Source organism: Bacillus stratosphericus, from assembly GCF_020524495.1.
In the GTDB taxonomy this organism is placed as follows: Bacteria; Bacillota; Bacilli; order Bacillales; family Bacillaceae; genus Bacillus; species Bacillus stratosphericus_B.
This window is the reverse complement of the sequence record NZ_JAIVLB010000015.1, coordinates 54,794-69,318: the sequence shown is the minus strand read 5'-3', so window position 1 is coordinate 69,318 and position 14,525 is coordinate 54,794. Positions and strand designations below refer to the sequence as shown.

Below are 14,525 nucleotides of genomic sequence, written 5' to 3'. Positions count from 1 at the left end.
CATAGGTACACCTGCCAATCTCATTTCTACAGCCTTCTGTTTGACTTCAACTGGATAACTCACTCTTGTCCCCATAGAAAAAACACCTCCATGTTTTATTTCGGATCACAACGGTCCGTGTTCAAACTTGAAGGTGTTTTTTATTTGTCTCATCTTAGGGGGTCAGTCCCTTCTGTGTTTATTTTTTTGTTACGACGAGAATGTCTTTTCCAGAGATTTGAATCGCCTCTAAAGCCTTTCCCGCGTTCACATGTGGCGGAAGCTCCTGGAACGCCTTCTCATTCAGCGACCCGCCCCTCTGCCTAGCTTGTCGATGATAAATTCAGTCTGCCATTTCACCGCCTTTGACGTTGCAGAGGCTACAAGTGCTTCCACCTTTCTGCTGAACGGTCCAATGTGATGACAGGTATATTTGAAGCATTCGCTGATTCGACAACTGTTGAAATCGCAGAAGAATCAGCTTCGTTTTTGTGTAACCGTTTACACGCATAGATTATCACGAAATTATAGAACTGACAATCTTGAAAAAATATAAAAAGAAAAGAAAGATGACTTCTTCCCTTTCTTAGCTAGTAATACCTGTTTGTTTAATGTTCACTTTGATTTTTGGAATAATTTTCACCTTTGGATAATCGTTGACCCAGTTCATTTTCATATACTCATCATAATGTCTTACTCGGTATTTTCTGCCAAGACTTAGGACATCAGAGTTTGCTTCTTGCAAAGCAGCAACGACTTTTTCAGCTTCTTTTGTCAAAATGACTGAAAGTCTTTTGTTGAGCATTTGGATGTTCTTATCTGTATCTAGGTTATCTTTCGGGTACTCTAGCACAGATGTCGTGAATTCATAATTGAGAAAGAATGTTAAGTCTCGGTGATCAGGATTGACAATCTTGATGTCTCTCTTTGAGTCAGTTACTTGAATGGTGATGTAATTGCTCTCTTTTGATTTCATATCACTTCCGACTTTTTTTGTGAAATTTGCATATCTCCCCATTTTGTTGTCCATCACGGTAAGCAGGATCGCATCTTGACCGTACAGTTCGCCTTTCTTTTTATCATTATTAAATAGGGCTACACCTTTTACACGAATTAATTGCTTCGATTGATCGAAGTGAAGTAAAGGCAGTGTTAAGTCCTCTCCAGTTTGGAGCATTTTAGACCGGACACTTTGAATGTTTTTGGGTGAAACTTGTGAGGAACGTGAAGCAGTGGTGATTAAGTTATTTAAATAGTCGCTCACAATGAGCTTTTCCTTGAGCAGCTGGTTGATCACATCCACACAGCTTCCACCTTGTACCAAAGCGAGATTTGCAAGTAAAGGACTTTTGGGGTCACGGTAAAACATATCTAAGTAAGGGAGAAGGCGTTGTTGAGCAAATTCATCGCCGATCAGCATGACCTGCATTTTCGACATATCAATTTTTTGGTCGACAATTCGGCTAAAGTTGGTTCTTGCTTTTCTTAAAGTCGGTGCTTCAGTTGAGAGAACAGTGGTTGAATAGTTTCCTGTATTTTCTTGTTCCATGCTTTGAGACTGCTGCACCTTTCGGTAGGTAATTGAGAATTCCGCATTGTCATCTTCTCCTTGGTCAATAGCTGAAGTTAAGACAAGAGAGATGTTTTTTAACAAGGTCTGATCCCAGCAGCCAGGCATGAATATAAGGGAAATACATATAAGCAGTGTCAGTATGGACTTATGACGCATGTGATTTCACCTTCCCTTTGCGATGTTTAATCAAGATGATAATGGCCATCATGATCGGAAGTGTATAAATAACTGAATATTGAGAAAAAGTCGTAAACTCATTAAAGCGCTTAATTCTAAAATTATCGTCTGCGAGAAAACAGCTAGCGACATAGATCAAAATGGCAATATAATAGACATATTTTTTATGATCTGTTTTTTTTAAAATACTGGATAATCCATTTGCGCAAAAGTAGAGATAATTGCTGAGTGTGGCAAGAATGTTAAACACCCAAAAACTGAGAAAAATTAAATCTGTTCTTTCAATTACACCGAATGAAATGGTCTTTAATAGATAAAGAACAGGGTGGGGAATGATATTAAGCTCAATTGGGCTGAAAAACATAAAACAAATTAATGTGATAATTAAGTAGTAAAGGGTTGTGCATATATTTGAAATGGTCATCACCTTATACCGTTGCTTAATGGAGCCCTTCATAAATGGAGAGATGATGAGGATCATCTCGAATCCATTCAAGGACAGAACCACGTCCTTCAACCCAAGCTGAAATTGAGAAATATTTGTTTGGAAAAAAGGCATAATGTAATCCATATTCGTTCCTTTTACTGCATAACACATCAATAGAGATAGCATGAGCAAAAAGGGAGTCAAAATAAAGTTAAACCTGACAATTGCTGTGATTTTTTCCTTTGCAATGTAGATAATGCATATCATCATCAATAAATTAATGACCCAATTTGGCGTAAGCGGCAGCACCCATATTCCAAGAATTCTAGTGAAAATCGATAGAACAGCAATGCAGACTGAGGCGAAGTATACTGTATAGAGTACGATCAAGAACCGACCGATCCATTTTCCGAACACGTCGATTAACGTTTGAAAAAACGATGTGTCAGGATATTTATGAATGATGTAAATAAAAATGGTGTTGATGATTTGGATGAATAATCCGGCTAGAATAATGGCCATCCACCCATCGTGACCCATGTTTTTCATGAGCAAATGGGGAAGTACTAAAATACCAACACCAATTTGAGATTGAATGATGAAAAAAACAGCTTGAGGTGGAGATATTTTATTTTCCATTTTCCTTTTTCCACCCTCTCAAATTTTCGATTTGTCTTTTCTTTTGCGGATTTAAATAAACAGGGCGCATTTTGTACATCCCCATCGGTAATCGAATGATCGTGTCTTTTAAGTCCTGCCAGTTAAATGGAGCAACTGGTGATAAGTAAGGCACTCCTAGTGATTCAAGGCGGCATAAATTCATGAGTACGATGGCCAGTCCGAATGAAATGCCAATAAAACCAAACATTGATGCCATGAACATGAGCGGGAAACGTAGCACTCGAATGGTTGACGTCATTTCAACGGATGGGAGGACAAAGGAAGCCACAGCTGTTACTGCAACGACAACAATAAGGACATTGGAAATGAGACCTGCTTGTACAACGGCATCCCCAATGACCAACCCCCCTACAATTCCAATCGTCTGACCGATGGGTCTTGGCAGACGTACCCCCGCCTCCCGTATGAGTTCAATGGTGACCCCCATCAGCATTGCTTCTATTAATGGAGGGAAAGGGATACCGATAATTGAATTTTTCATCGTAATCGCTAATTCATCTGGAATGACCTCATAATGAAAGGTAATAACAGCGATATAAAGAGATGGCAAGGTAATGGCGATGATAAAGGAAAAAAAACGAAGAAAACGAATAAACGTAGCTGGAATCCAGCGGCTACTATAATCATCAGGTGATTGAAAGAAACTAAAGAAAGTGATAGGCAGAATAATGGCCATAGGACTACCATCCATCAGCACCACAATTCTCCCTTCAAGGATTGCAGATCTCACCTTGTCAGGGCGCTCTGTATCAATAAGCTGCGGAAAAATAGAGAATGAATCATCCTCAATGGCCTCTACGACTGAGCCAGGGCTTAGCAGCGTGTCTACTTTAATAGAAGTAATCCGTCTGTTTACCTCTTCTACCTTTTCTGGATTAGCGATATCAGAAATATAAATCGTCGCAAGTTTTGTTTCCGATTTTGTACCGATCTTATGATATTGGATCGCGAGCTTTCGATCATTTAAGTGTGAACGCAGTAAATAGATATTGGTATCTATACTCTCAACAAATCCATCATGTGCACCTGCAATAGTGCTTTCAGAAGAAGGCTCAGAAATAGATCGCAGCGGCGGCTGCCCGACGGCAAATAATTTGATCTGAGAGGCATTTTCATCAAGAAAGGCAATACTTCCTGCAATAATACTGTCGGTGATCAGCGTCAAATCACCGGTTTCAAGTGTACTAAGAGATTTTACGTAGTCTTGCTTTCCTGCAGGACCTAACAAGTTGCCGATCATGAAGTCATTTAATTTACTTTCATCCACTCTTGTTTTAATAAAAAACAGTACTGATTTTGTGCCATTCACCATTAACTCTCTGTATTCAAAATCGTCACTTTGCTGAAATATCTTTTTCAGGATCCGAATTTTCTCCTCAAAGCTGCCTGATAAAAAGTGCAAGCGTGTTTGCTCATTGGTGTTTGGCATCTTTAGCCTCCTCTCACAGGTTTTTTAACCATAGTGTAAGCAGAGAAGCTAATTTTATGCGCTACCTTTAGGGAAGACATGAGCCGACAAGTTTCAACTAAATCATATTAAAATGTTAAGAAATGATGAATCTTGATAAAAACAAATGAATAATGTTTCATTGTTTAGGTCATAAGGAGGGAAAAATGTAAAGATGAGATGTAACGAAATGATCATTTTTTTACATAATAAACCATTTTTTTGTGACCTAGAAATAAGCAGATTACTTGATTTTCCTAGAGGTGACCTTTGTCGTAGGTCAACGCGTAGCGTTCTGATCACTGAGGATGACTTTCTAACCTGTTCATTCAAAAAACGAAAAAATTCCAAAACACGTACTATTCATTTAAAGCACTGATATGACTGATTTTATAGAATGAAAGTGTATTTAAAACAATGATCAAAATACATTTTAATCATTGTCAAAAAATTTAGGGAGAAAAGTACAGAAGATTTTTCAATGATTGATGATAGCGCTTTCTCTTGTGTGAGGCAGAAACTTAGGCTAAATTTTGTCCGCCTTTTGTCCTTGTCATTTGAGAGAAAGCTAGGCAAATTCGGCTTCTGATTAGAGGATTTTGTCATACGGGAAAGTGAAAGAGTATGTTACATAATACCGATTGTGATTTTATGCTGAACAGATATACTGATGATTGAATTTACATATCACACTCATAAAAAAGGAGATGTAGATAGCGATGTGGTTAATCGTTATAGCCTGTGTCATCATGTTAGGGGTTGGCTTTATTGAAAAGAAGCGTCATCAGAAAAATATCGATGCCCTGCCGGTGCGCGTTAATATTAATGGTATTCGCGGAAAGTCCACCGTTACAAGATTGACAACCGGTATTTTAATGGAGGCAGGTTATAAAACTGTCGGCAAAACAACGGGAACGGATGCAAGAATGATTTATTGGGATACGCCAGAAGAGAAACCGATTAAAAGGAAACCGCAAGGACCGAATATCGGAGAGCAGAAGGAAGTGATGAGAGAAACAGTTGAAAGAGGAGCAAATGCCATCGTCAGTGAATGTATGGCGGTAAATCCAGATTACCAAATTATCTTTCAGGAAGAACTGCTTCAAGCGAATATTGGCGTGATCGTAAACGTTCTTGAAGATCATATGGATGTGATGGGGCCAACTCTTGATGAAATAGCAGAAGCTTTTACAGCCACAATTCCTTACGATGGACACTTGGTTATTACGGATAGTGAGTATACGGATTTCTTTAAAGAGATTGCGAAAAAACGCAACACTGAGGTCATTGTTGCAGATAATTCCAAGATTACCGATGAGTATTTGAGGAAATTTGAGTACATGGTTTTCCCAGATAATGCTTCACTTGCACTTGGTGTCGCTCAAGCATTAGGGATTGATGAAGATACGGCATTCAGAGGAATGCTAAATGCGCCGCCTGATCCAGGAGCGATGAGAATTCTTCCATTAATGGACGCAAAAACACCTGGACACTTTGTAAATGGATTTGCGGCAAATGACGCAGCATCTACATTGAACATTTGGAAGCGTGTGAAGGAAATTGGATATCCGACAGATGAACCAATTATTATCATGAACTGTCGTGCGGATCGTGTAGATAGAACGATCCAGTTTGCGGAAGATGTTCTTCCTTATATTGAAGCAAGTGACCTTGTCTTAATTGGTGAAACGACTGATCCAATTGTGAAGGCATTTGAGGAAGGGAAAATTCCCGCTGACCACTTACATAACCTTGAATATCAATCTACAGAACAAATTATGAACATGCTTGAGAGAAAGCTTCATAATCGAGTGGTTTATGGAGTCGGCAATATCCATGGCGCCGCTGAACCTTTAATCGAAAAAATTCAAGAATACAAAATTAAGCAGCTTGTCAGCTAGGAGGAAATATAGAAAATGTTCGGATCAGATCTTTATATCTCGTTAATTTTAGGTGTTCTACTTAGTTTAATCTTTGCAGAAAAAACAGGAATTGTACCAGCTGGATTGGTTGTCCCAGGTTATCTGGCGCTTGTATTTAACCAGCCAGTCTTCATTTTAGTCGTCTTATCTGTGAGCTTGCTTACGTATGTTATCGTTCGCTTTGGTTTATCGAAATTTATGATTTTATACGGACGAAGAAAATTTGCTGCGATGTTAATTACAGGGATTTCCTTAAAGCTCATATTTGATTTCTTCTATCCAGTCGTTCCATTTGAAATAGCAGAGTTCCGCGGAATCGGGATCATCGTACCTGGATTGATTGCGAATACGATCCAAAAACAAGGTCTTACAATTACCCTAGGAAGCACGTTACTTCTAAGTGGTGCAACATTTGCCATCATGTATGTTTACTATCTATTTTAAGATAAGGTGTGTTCAATAATGAATAAAAAATTGAGCTTTCAGGAAAAACTGCTGAAAATCACAAAGAATCAAAAGAAAAAGACGAATAAACATGTACTGATTACTTTACCGATCGTCATTGCATGTACATTTCTATTTACATTTATAGGGAAAGCACAAGTGCCCACTGTAGAAAAGATTCCAGAAAACATCCTGACCGCTTCATTTGTCGGCGATATTATGTTTGGTCGAAATGTAGAGAAAGTGACAGACCGCTATGGAAAAATGCATCTCTTTCGCTATGCGAAACCATATTTTGATGTATCAGATTATGTAACAGGTAACTTTGAGCATCCAGTTGCCTCAGATAAGGAGCAGGCGGTGCAAAAAAGTATTCACTTAAGAACAGATGAAGAGTCTGTCCAAGCGTTGAAAGACTTGAATTTCTCTGTACTAAACTTTGCGAATAACCATGCGGCAGACTATGGTGAAAAAGGATTGAACAATACGATCAATGCCTTTGAAAAAGCTGATATGGTTTACACAGGAGCAGGACGTAACCTCCAAGATGCGAAGCAGAACATTTCGTACAAAGAAGTGAACGGTGTGAAAATCGCTACAATTGGTTTTACAGATGTCTATGGGAAAGATTTCAGAGCAACGAATCGCAAGGCAGGTATTCTGCCAGCCGATCCATCTATCTTTATTCCGATGATTTCTCAAGCTGCTGAAAAGGCAGATATCGTCGTTGTTCATGCTCACTGGGGACAGGAGTACAACAATGGAGTAAATGACAGACAAAGAGAATTGGCAAGGGCGATGTCAAATGCTGGTGCTGATATTATCATCGGTGCACACCCGCACGTCCTGGAGCCGATGGAGATCTACAACGGAACGGTGATCTTCTATAGCTTGGGGAACTTTATTTTTGACCAAGGCTGGTCAAGGACACGTGATTCTGCGCTTGTTCAGTATCATCTAAATAAATACGGAAAAGCCACATTTGAAGTGGTGCCAATGTATATTAAAGAAGCAACACCTGCTCCAGTAAAGGCTGGGTCTCTTGAATCCAAATCAATCATCCGTCAGCTGACCAATGGCACCAATGCGAAGTGGAAAGAAAAAGACGGACACATTTTCTTTGAAGTGAATCATGCAGATAAAGTTCAAACATTAAAAGAAAACGAAGGGAAGGATAATAAATGAAATTCCTAAAAGCAATCTGGCCATTTGTTGCGTTAATTTTAGTATTTGTCTTTATGTCTGCTTTTAAATTAAGTGAAAGCCTCACAGATCATGAAAAGCAAAAGATCTCTGTTGAAATGCAGAAGATCGAGCAGCAAAAGCAGTCGAAAGCGAGTAAATAATCAAGTCATGGTGATAAGAGCACGCCTTTAGTACTCTCAGACCGTAGACAAACCCCACCTTTACTTCAAGTAAAGGTGGGGTTTTCACTTATTTTGATAAAATCGATCAGTTGTCTTACGCTGGACATGGTCCTTTCCATGTCCAGTTTGCTAGCTTTCTTGAGATTCATGGCAACGAAAGTAAGTATCGCCTGCATTGAAACTTTTTTCAGTCCACGAAGTTTCGTCCAACGCATACCATGCTTTTCTTTTGCATCCGCAAAAATGCGTTCAATCGTTTCTTTACGTTTTGCGTAGATGTTCTTATTCACTGGACTTCTCTAGGCGCTATCAGACAAGCGTCTTTTGGTTTTGTAAAAGCAGATCAATAAAATAGGCGACGCCATCCTCATGATTGTCTTTTGTGATATAGGTGCTCTTGTCTTTAATAACATCCACTGCATTTCCCATCGCAATTCGGTGACCTGCTTCCTCAAACATGGATAGATCATTTGGGCTGTCACCAATCGCATAAATATAGGAGCGGTCTACGCCATAATGGGCTGCAAGCTTTTTGAGAGCATGTCCTTTCCCTGACTCTTTGGGTATTACCTCAATAATATGTTTTCCAGACGAGGTTAAAGACAGTTCAGGCATTTCCGCAAGAAGGTCTCGTGCTTTCTGTAACTTGTTCATATCAAATGAAAAGCAGAGTAATTTATAAGTCGCCTCATTCGACTCAAAAATCTGGCAGATGTCATCTACTGGTTTGATGCCAAATTGTTTAAATTGAGTCATTGCTCCTTCCCATAAATCAGCTACATCCTCATTTGGATTTGCGCTTTTAATCACATCAAACTCTGCTTTCAATTTCTCTTTTCCATCAAATGGGGAAAGGAGAGAATCGTCAGTATATACCTCGAAGTAAATATTCCGTTCCATTAATACTTTTGCCGCACGCTTCCCAGCTTCTTGGTCAAGTGTCATTCTGCTGAAGAGCTGATATCCCTCAGTATGCACTGTACCTCCGTTTGCCGCAATAATTGGAATGTCCAAATCACCAAGAAGGTCCTTCACGTCAAAAGTGGCCCGTCCTGTACAAATTGTGACAATATATCCAGCTTTCTTTGCACGAATCAATGCCTGCCGGTTTTGAGCAGAAATTTCACTTTTTGTATTTAAAAGTGTGCCGTCTAAATCAATCGAAATCATTTTTTTCATAGCTGTCAAATCCTCCTTCATTCAGTATGTGCGATTTCCTTTATTCTCATGAAAAAGTGAGGATATTTGATTCCTCTCTCTATCAAGGTTAAACAAAAATGTCCAAATGATCAATGATGATATGAGAAAAAGCGCCCTAAATGGACGCCTTCTGTTTATGATAATTCAAGGTGCTGCTTCAATTCAGCCTTTACTTCATTTAGTTGATTTTGGTCCAATTGGAAATAATAAACGTCGTTTGGCTGATAGTCAGATCCTTTTAGCTGAATGGTATCAGCAGATTTCAATGTAGTCAGAAGCGGTATGAGCCCGATTAATTCTTTCATTGAAAGGTTGGTTGAGACATTATCACCGAGCGTGTCAATGATATTGTCATATGACGGAATGGACGTTAATGACTTTGATTTATCAAAAATGGCTTCTAATACTTCCATTTGACGCTGTCCCCGCATTAAGTCATTATCTGCTTTTCGCGTTCTCACATATGCGAGAGCTTGATCACCATCTAGCGTATGAGTTCCTGTTTGAAGCACAATTTTACCTTTTGTATCTTTTTCAATCTGTTTGACAAGATATTCATCCTTAATGTTAATAGACACACCGTTTAATTCATTCACGACCTCCTTAAATGCTTTGAAATTACTTTCAATGACAAAATCTACAGGAATATCTAGTAAATTCTCAACTGTACTCACCGTTAAATCTGCCGCGCCAAATGCGTGTGCGTGTGCAATTTTGTCATAACCATGATCTGGAATATCCACATATGAGTCCCTTGGAATGCTTAAAAATTTAATGGTTTTATTTGTGCGATTCACCGTCACCAAGACATTTGCATCGCTTCGTGCCTGTTCAACGGTTTCACCGGGTCTGCTGTCGATTCCAAGCAGCAAGACAGAGAAGCTGTCTTTTCCAGGATCGAATGCTTCGATTCGTTTGACAGATTGTGCGCCTCGCTCTAGAGATACTTGTGCTTTTTTCGCAGCAGTTGTCAACTTATAGTAGGCATAGCCTGTGACAGAAGCGGTTGCCAGTAAAAGAATACCAAATAGAAAAAGAGTGACTTTCACCCATGGTTTTAAACGGTTTTTCCCTTTGTGTCTGTTTCGTGATTGATCCATATTTTTTAGCCCCTCGCATATGATTTTTATAGTAAAGGTATCCTTATATACCTTAAAACGGTATATAGTGCAACATTTCTTTTATCAACGCTTAATTGACGTTTCCTTGTCGTAAAAAGTTTCAATGAAACGAAAATGAAATATATTTGTCATAAAACATTGAAATGTTTGAAAAGAAAGGAAGTGAGGAAAATGATTTTTCATAGAGAAATATCCAGTAAACACAGACTATAGTGGGGTTATAATGACGAAAAAGCAAATGGATCGGCATAGTGGCCTTCTTCATTGTGAAATATTTAGTGAACGAAACAAAAGGAAAAAGTCTTGAAAGAATTGAAGAAGATTTAAAAAAGAGAAGCCGTACTGTCGTAAATGATGAAGGAGAAACGGTATAAAAAGGACAGCTGCCGTATGTAGCTGGTTTTCCTTTTTCAAACAAACGTTTAATGAAGAAAGGATATCTCTCATCTTCTGAACGTGCTGGATATGACATACATATGGAACAGGCGGGCGAAAGGTGGAAATGAGATGAAAGGAAAAACAAGTATTGTTATGCTGACGTACAACGAACTGCATTTAACCAAAAAATGTATCGACAGCCTCAAGCAGCATACCCGATGTGACCAATATGAACTCATCATCGTAGATAATGCCTCAACAGACGGAACAAAGGCATATGTGCGAGAGCTAGAAGATATCATTTTTATTGAAAACGAAGTAAATCAAGGCTTTGCAAAGGGCTGTAATCAAGGAGTGAAAAAAGCGACAGGAGACAGTATTCTCTTTTTAAATAATGACACGATGGTCACTGAAAACTGGCTTTCTCCATTAAGAGAGGCATTATTTGCATCAGAACGTATTGGAATGGTGGGACCTGTCTCCAATTATGTGAGTGGTCCTCAAATGGTCCAGCCGTCGTATACAGATGTGAAGGACCTTCCTGCCTTTGCTAAGGAATATACAGCTGCGAGAAAAGGTCAGAGGACGTATGTGCACAGACTTGTTGGTTTTTGTCTGCTAGTGAAAAGAGAGCTGATTGAGGATGTCGGGTTATTTGATGAGCGGTTTGTGTATGGGTCATTTGAGGATGATGATCTTTGTTTACGTTCGTTGCTGAAGGGATATCAGTTGCAAATCGTCCATGATTCATTTGTCCATCATCACGGTCATGCAACCTTCCATGCGCATCAAGAAACGAATATCTCTACATTTTTTGCAGAGAACAGGCTTCGGTTTTTAAATAAATGGGGCATTGATTTAAATCTCATGACCCCTCATCCATATTTTGCAGCACTGTTGCCTCGAAAGGCCGCAAGTGTGCTGGATGTGGGCTGCGGTGCAGGCGCAACAGGGCTTGAACTCATCAATCGGCAGCCTGTTGACATGTACGGGGTAGAGCCGGATTCACTAAAAGCGACGATCGCAAAAGCATATTATCAAGAAGTCAAAGAAGTGAAAGTAGATGAGTACCCTTGGTCAGAGAAGGAAGCCTTTTTTGATGCAGTCATATTTTCTGATGTATTAGAGCATGTGTCAGATCCATGGCAAATCATTGCACAAGCGCACAATTCTTTAAAGCCAGGTGGCGTCATCATTTGCTGCTTGCCTAACATGATGCATGCGGAGGTGCTCCTTCCATTAATGACAGGGGATTTTACGTATCGAGATGTAGGGATTTTAGATCGAACGCATATGAGATTCTTCACACCAAAAACGATGCGTGCACTATTTCCAGACCATTTGTTTGATCGCGTGATAGAACAACAAATTAATGTACAGATTGATCAAACCGTCCAATTGTTTTTTGACGAAGTAGCGAGAGTCGGAGAGTCACTTGGCTTTCAAACAAAAGCTTTATCTGATCAAGTAACACTATATCAGCTTCTGATTGTGGCACGTAAAAAAGGAGGCACCCCTTCACGGTAACCGCCTTTTTGCTGCGCCTTCTGCACCGAAGTTCAAAATGTCGCCTTTTACATCATAATGAATATCAGCTTCTTGAAATAGCATGTCCCACTCGTCCCGATGCTGATCCCAAAAGTCAGGATACTTGATGCGCACCTGACGACTTAAAAAGATAGGATCAACTCTGGTCGTTCATGCACGAATACTAACTATACGCTCTATTATGATATCCAAGTTTATAACAAATAAAAAACGTCCGGCTTCCTAATAAGAAGCAGGACGTTTTTTGTGTAAGAGCTGCTGTTCTATAAATGATAAGAGCTGCTCACTTGATTGGCCCTTTGAATATTGGTTCCACTCCTCAGCAAAGGTTTTTAATGTATCTCGATTTTCTGATTCGTTTAGATGTAAAAGCTCCTTCAAGAGCATGTCTTGAGTCACGCAAGCCTTCCCTGGGATCATGTCTTCATAATGATCGACTAAGCCCCGTTTCTTTCGATAAATCTCTAGGTCATAAGTGAAGAACAAAACAGGCTTTTGGAGCAGCGCATATTCAAACACAATCGACGAATAATCCGTAATCAGGACATCACAAGCACAGAGTAAGGGATAGAGCGGCTGATCGGACACATCAAATATCCACTCACCATCTGTTTCTGTTTTCGCTAGATGTTTGACCGCAGGATGAAGCTTGACGAGTATAATGTAGTCGCCACTGAGCTCTGTCTGCAATTGCTCTTTTGAAAAGGGCAAAACAAGGCCATCCATAGCAAAATCTCGATAGGTCGGCGCATATAGTAGGACTTTTTTACCTTTCGGACCATCGTTCGCCTCAAAGAAAGACGAACACTGATCATAGTACACATCCGTGAGTGGAACACCTGTTGGTAAAAACCGTTCATCATTGATCCCAAATGATGTCTTGAACATCTCACGCATATGATCTGAGCCCGTGACGATATAATCGAAAGACGAATAGACCCGCTTGAAGCGTTCGATATCACGTGGACTCCGGTTAAGATTTGAAGCATCTTCAAGACCAAACTTTTTCAAAGCGCCATTGGCATGCCACACTTGAATACAGGTGGTAGAAGGACGGTTTCTTAGCACGCTTGTCATGAGAAAGTAATTATCCGTCACGACGACTTTGCTTTTCAGCATCGTATAGATACATCGAATAAGATGAAAGGGATTTTTTTCATGAAAATAGCGAGATGACAGGAGAGGCCCGTCCTTTTCTATTGCGGAAGCATGCTTCGTATAGAGGACAGTCAGCTTCATCGTCATATTCACTTGTTGTTGATAGGTATTAATGAGAGCAGTTGTATTCTCCTGGAATGAAACAAGCAGCGTCACCTGATTTTCACACGGTTTCACGCCGCTCATTAGCCATCCAATAAAAGAAACGAAAGCTGCATAACATGAGATGATCATTGAGCGTATATTCATCATTTGTCAGTCTCTCACAGATGTTTCGTTTGATCCTTTACTTGCTCAGGATAGTAACGTTTTTTTTCTTTGTTTTCTTTTAGAACGGCAAAGGCGTACTTGGGAACATTTAGCATTCTTTTCCATCTCCACGGATTGACAATCAGTCTGTACAGCCATTCCGTATTTGTCTTGATCATCCAGCGTGGTGCACGCTTTACCGTTCCGCTAAATACATCAAAGCTTCCGCCTAAACCGATGCAAACAGCTTGCGGGAATAAATGTTGGTATTCATAAATGAAGTTCTCCTGGTTTGGATATCCTAAAGCAACGAACACCATATCTGCTTTCAAGCGTGCAATTTGTTTTGCCACAAAACGTTTATCGGCTTGATAGCCGTCACAGCTGCCTGCAATGACCACATTTGGATATTCCGTATCAATCCGCTGTTTGACAGCCTCAAGCACTTCTTTTTTTGCACCATATAAAAAGATTCTTTTAGACTGCTTGTTTGCAAGATCAAGCATAGACATGAAAACATCAAAGCCTGCAATTCTTGATTTAAGCGGACTTTGTGTCATGCGTGACATCAACACGACGCCTACACCATCCGGCAATACATAATCTGCAGATGAAACCACTTGATGGTAAGCGTCATCCTTCATGACTGCATAGCCAATCTCGGGATTAACCGTCGCAATCATGGCGCCTCTTTTCTGAGAAATATGATGCTGGTTTATATAGCTGATAAATTCATCTAAGTCGCCGTTTACATAAGAAAGGTTAGACACCACTTCTGTTTGCATTGTTTAGACCTCCTTTTTCAACTTGTTATCTATAATCATTCATTGTAAATTCATTCTTAGCCTACTCAT

Annotated in this window: 14 protein-coding genes and 2 pseudogenes; 6 read left to right on the top strand and 10 right to left on the bottom strand. The window is 39.7% G+C overall.

Annotated features, from left to right (window positions below; translation table 11 throughout):
* Positions 1 to 281: 281 nt before the first annotated feature.
* The 4 genes and pseudogenes from LC033_RS08040 to LC033_RS08025 all read right to left on the bottom strand — a co-directional run.
* Positions 282 to 467, bottom strand: a pseudogene (locus tag LC033_RS08040) (D-ribose ABC transporter substrate-binding protein); the annotation flags it as partial.
* Positions 468 to 565: 98 nt separating this feature from the next.
* On the bottom strand, positions 566 to 1,708 hold the full coding sequence (locus tag LC033_RS08035; protein ID WP_226567748.1) for a Ger(x)C family spore germination protein: 1,143 nt from the start codon (positions 1,706 to 1,708) through the stop codon (positions 566 to 568).
* Positions 1,698 to 2,795, bottom strand: a complete 1,098-nt coding sequence (locus tag LC033_RS08030) for a GerAB/ArcD/ProY family transporter (RefSeq protein WP_226567747.1) — start codon at positions 2,793 to 2,795, stop codon at positions 1,698 to 1,700. The genes LC033_RS08035 and LC033_RS08030 overlap by 11 nt, the downstream gene beginning before the upstream one ends.
* Complete coding sequence (locus tag LC033_RS08025; protein ID WP_226567746.1) at positions 2,785 to 4,266, bottom strand: spore germination protein; 1,482 nt, start codon at positions 4,264 to 4,266, stop codon at positions 2,785 to 2,787. Before LC033_RS08025 ends, LC033_RS08030 begins: the two co-directional genes overlap by 11 nt.
* 737 nt (positions 4,267 to 5,003) lie before the next feature.
* Here LC033_RS08025 and pgsB point away from each other — a divergent pair.
* From pgsB to edmS, 4 genes are read left to right on the top strand one after another with little or no spacing between them, the layout of a single operon-like run.
* Positions 5,004 to 6,185: a poly-gamma-glutamate synthase PgsB gene (gene pgsB, locus LC033_RS08020; RefSeq protein ID WP_226567745.1), complete on the top strand. Its 1,182-nt coding sequence runs from the start codon at positions 5,004 to 5,006 to the stop codon at positions 6,183 to 6,185.
* A 15-nt stretch (positions 6,186 to 6,200) separates the two neighbouring features.
* Positions 6,201 to 6,650, top strand: a complete 450-nt coding sequence (pgsC, locus tag LC033_RS08015; RefSeq protein ID WP_226567744.1) for a poly-gamma-glutamate biosynthesis protein PgsC — start codon at positions 6,201 to 6,203, stop codon at positions 6,648 to 6,650.
* Between the two features lie 18 nt (positions 6,651 to 6,668).
* Positions 6,669 to 7,835, top strand: coding sequence for a CapA family protein (locus LC033_RS08010; protein ID WP_226567743.1), 1,167 nt, complete (start codon positions 6,669 to 6,671; stop codon positions 7,833 to 7,835).
* A complete protein-coding gene (gene edmS, locus LC033_RS08005) occupies positions 7,832 to 7,996 on the top strand; it encodes an extrachromosomal elements maintenance protein EdmS (RefSeq protein WP_226567742.1) in 165 nt (54 codons plus the stop codon). The genes LC033_RS08010 and edmS overlap by 4 nt, the downstream gene beginning before the upstream one ends.
* Before the next feature lie 115 nt (positions 7,997 to 8,111).
* Here edmS and LC033_RS08000 read toward each other — a convergent pair.
* From LC033_RS08000 to LC033_RS07990, 3 genes and pseudogenes are all read right to left on the bottom strand, one after another.
* Positions 8,112 to 8,307: pseudogene (locus tag LC033_RS08000) on the bottom strand (transposase); the annotation flags it as partial.
* Between the two features lie 19 nt (positions 8,308 to 8,326).
* Entirely contained in the window at positions 8,327 to 9,196 is an 870-nt protein-coding gene (locus LC033_RS07995) for a Cof-type HAD-IIB family hydrolase (RefSeq protein WP_226567741.1), read from the bottom strand.
* A 155-nt stretch (positions 9,197 to 9,351) separates the two neighbouring features.
* Positions 9,352 to 10,317 carry an LCP family protein gene (locus tag LC033_RS07990; protein ID WP_226567740.1) on the bottom strand — a complete coding sequence of 322 codons (966 nt, stop codon included), beginning with the start codon at positions 10,315 to 10,317 and terminating at the stop codon, positions 9,352 to 9,354.
* 272 nt (positions 10,318 to 10,589) lie between these two features.
* Here LC033_RS07990 and LC033_RS16810 point away from each other — a divergent pair, with 272 nt between their 5' ends.
* Positions 10,590 to 10,712, top strand: a complete 123-nt coding sequence (locus LC033_RS16810) for a hypothetical protein (RefSeq protein WP_264188683.1) — start codon at positions 10,590 to 10,592, stop codon at positions 10,710 to 10,712.
* A gap of 133 nt (positions 10,713 to 10,845) precedes the next feature.
* Entirely contained in the window at positions 10,846 to 12,243 is a 1,398-nt protein-coding gene (locus tag LC033_RS07985; protein ID WP_226567739.1) for a bifunctional glycosyltransferase family 2 protein/class I SAM-dependent methyltransferase, read from the top strand.
* On the opposite strand, the gene LC033_RS07980 is transcribed toward LC033_RS07985, so the two are convergent.
* The 3 genes from LC033_RS07980 to LC033_RS07970 all read right to left on the bottom strand — a co-directional run bounded on the left by LC033_RS07980 (position 12,235) and on the right by LC033_RS07970 (position 14,456).
* The gene (locus LC033_RS07980) at positions 12,235 to 12,396 is read right to left on the bottom strand and encodes a Ger(x)C family spore germination C-terminal domain-containing protein (protein WP_226567756.1); all 162 of its coding nucleotides are present in this window, start codon (positions 12,394 to 12,396) and stop codon (positions 12,235 to 12,237) included. The genes LC033_RS07985 and LC033_RS07980 overlap by 9 nt on opposite strands.
* Positions 12,397 to 12,486: 90 nt before the next feature.
* Positions 12,487 to 13,674 carry a CDP-glycerol glycerophosphotransferase family protein gene (locus LC033_RS07975; RefSeq protein WP_226567738.1) on the bottom strand — a complete coding sequence of 396 codons (1,188 nt, stop codon included), beginning with the start codon at positions 13,672 to 13,674 and terminating at the stop codon, positions 12,487 to 12,489.
* An 11-nt stretch (positions 13,675 to 13,685) separates the two neighbouring features.
* A complete protein-coding gene (locus LC033_RS07970) occupies positions 13,686 to 14,456 on the bottom strand; it encodes a WecB/TagA/CpsF family glycosyltransferase (protein WP_226567737.1) in 771 nt (256 codons plus the stop codon).
* Positions 14,457 to 14,525 lie beyond the last annotated feature (69 nt).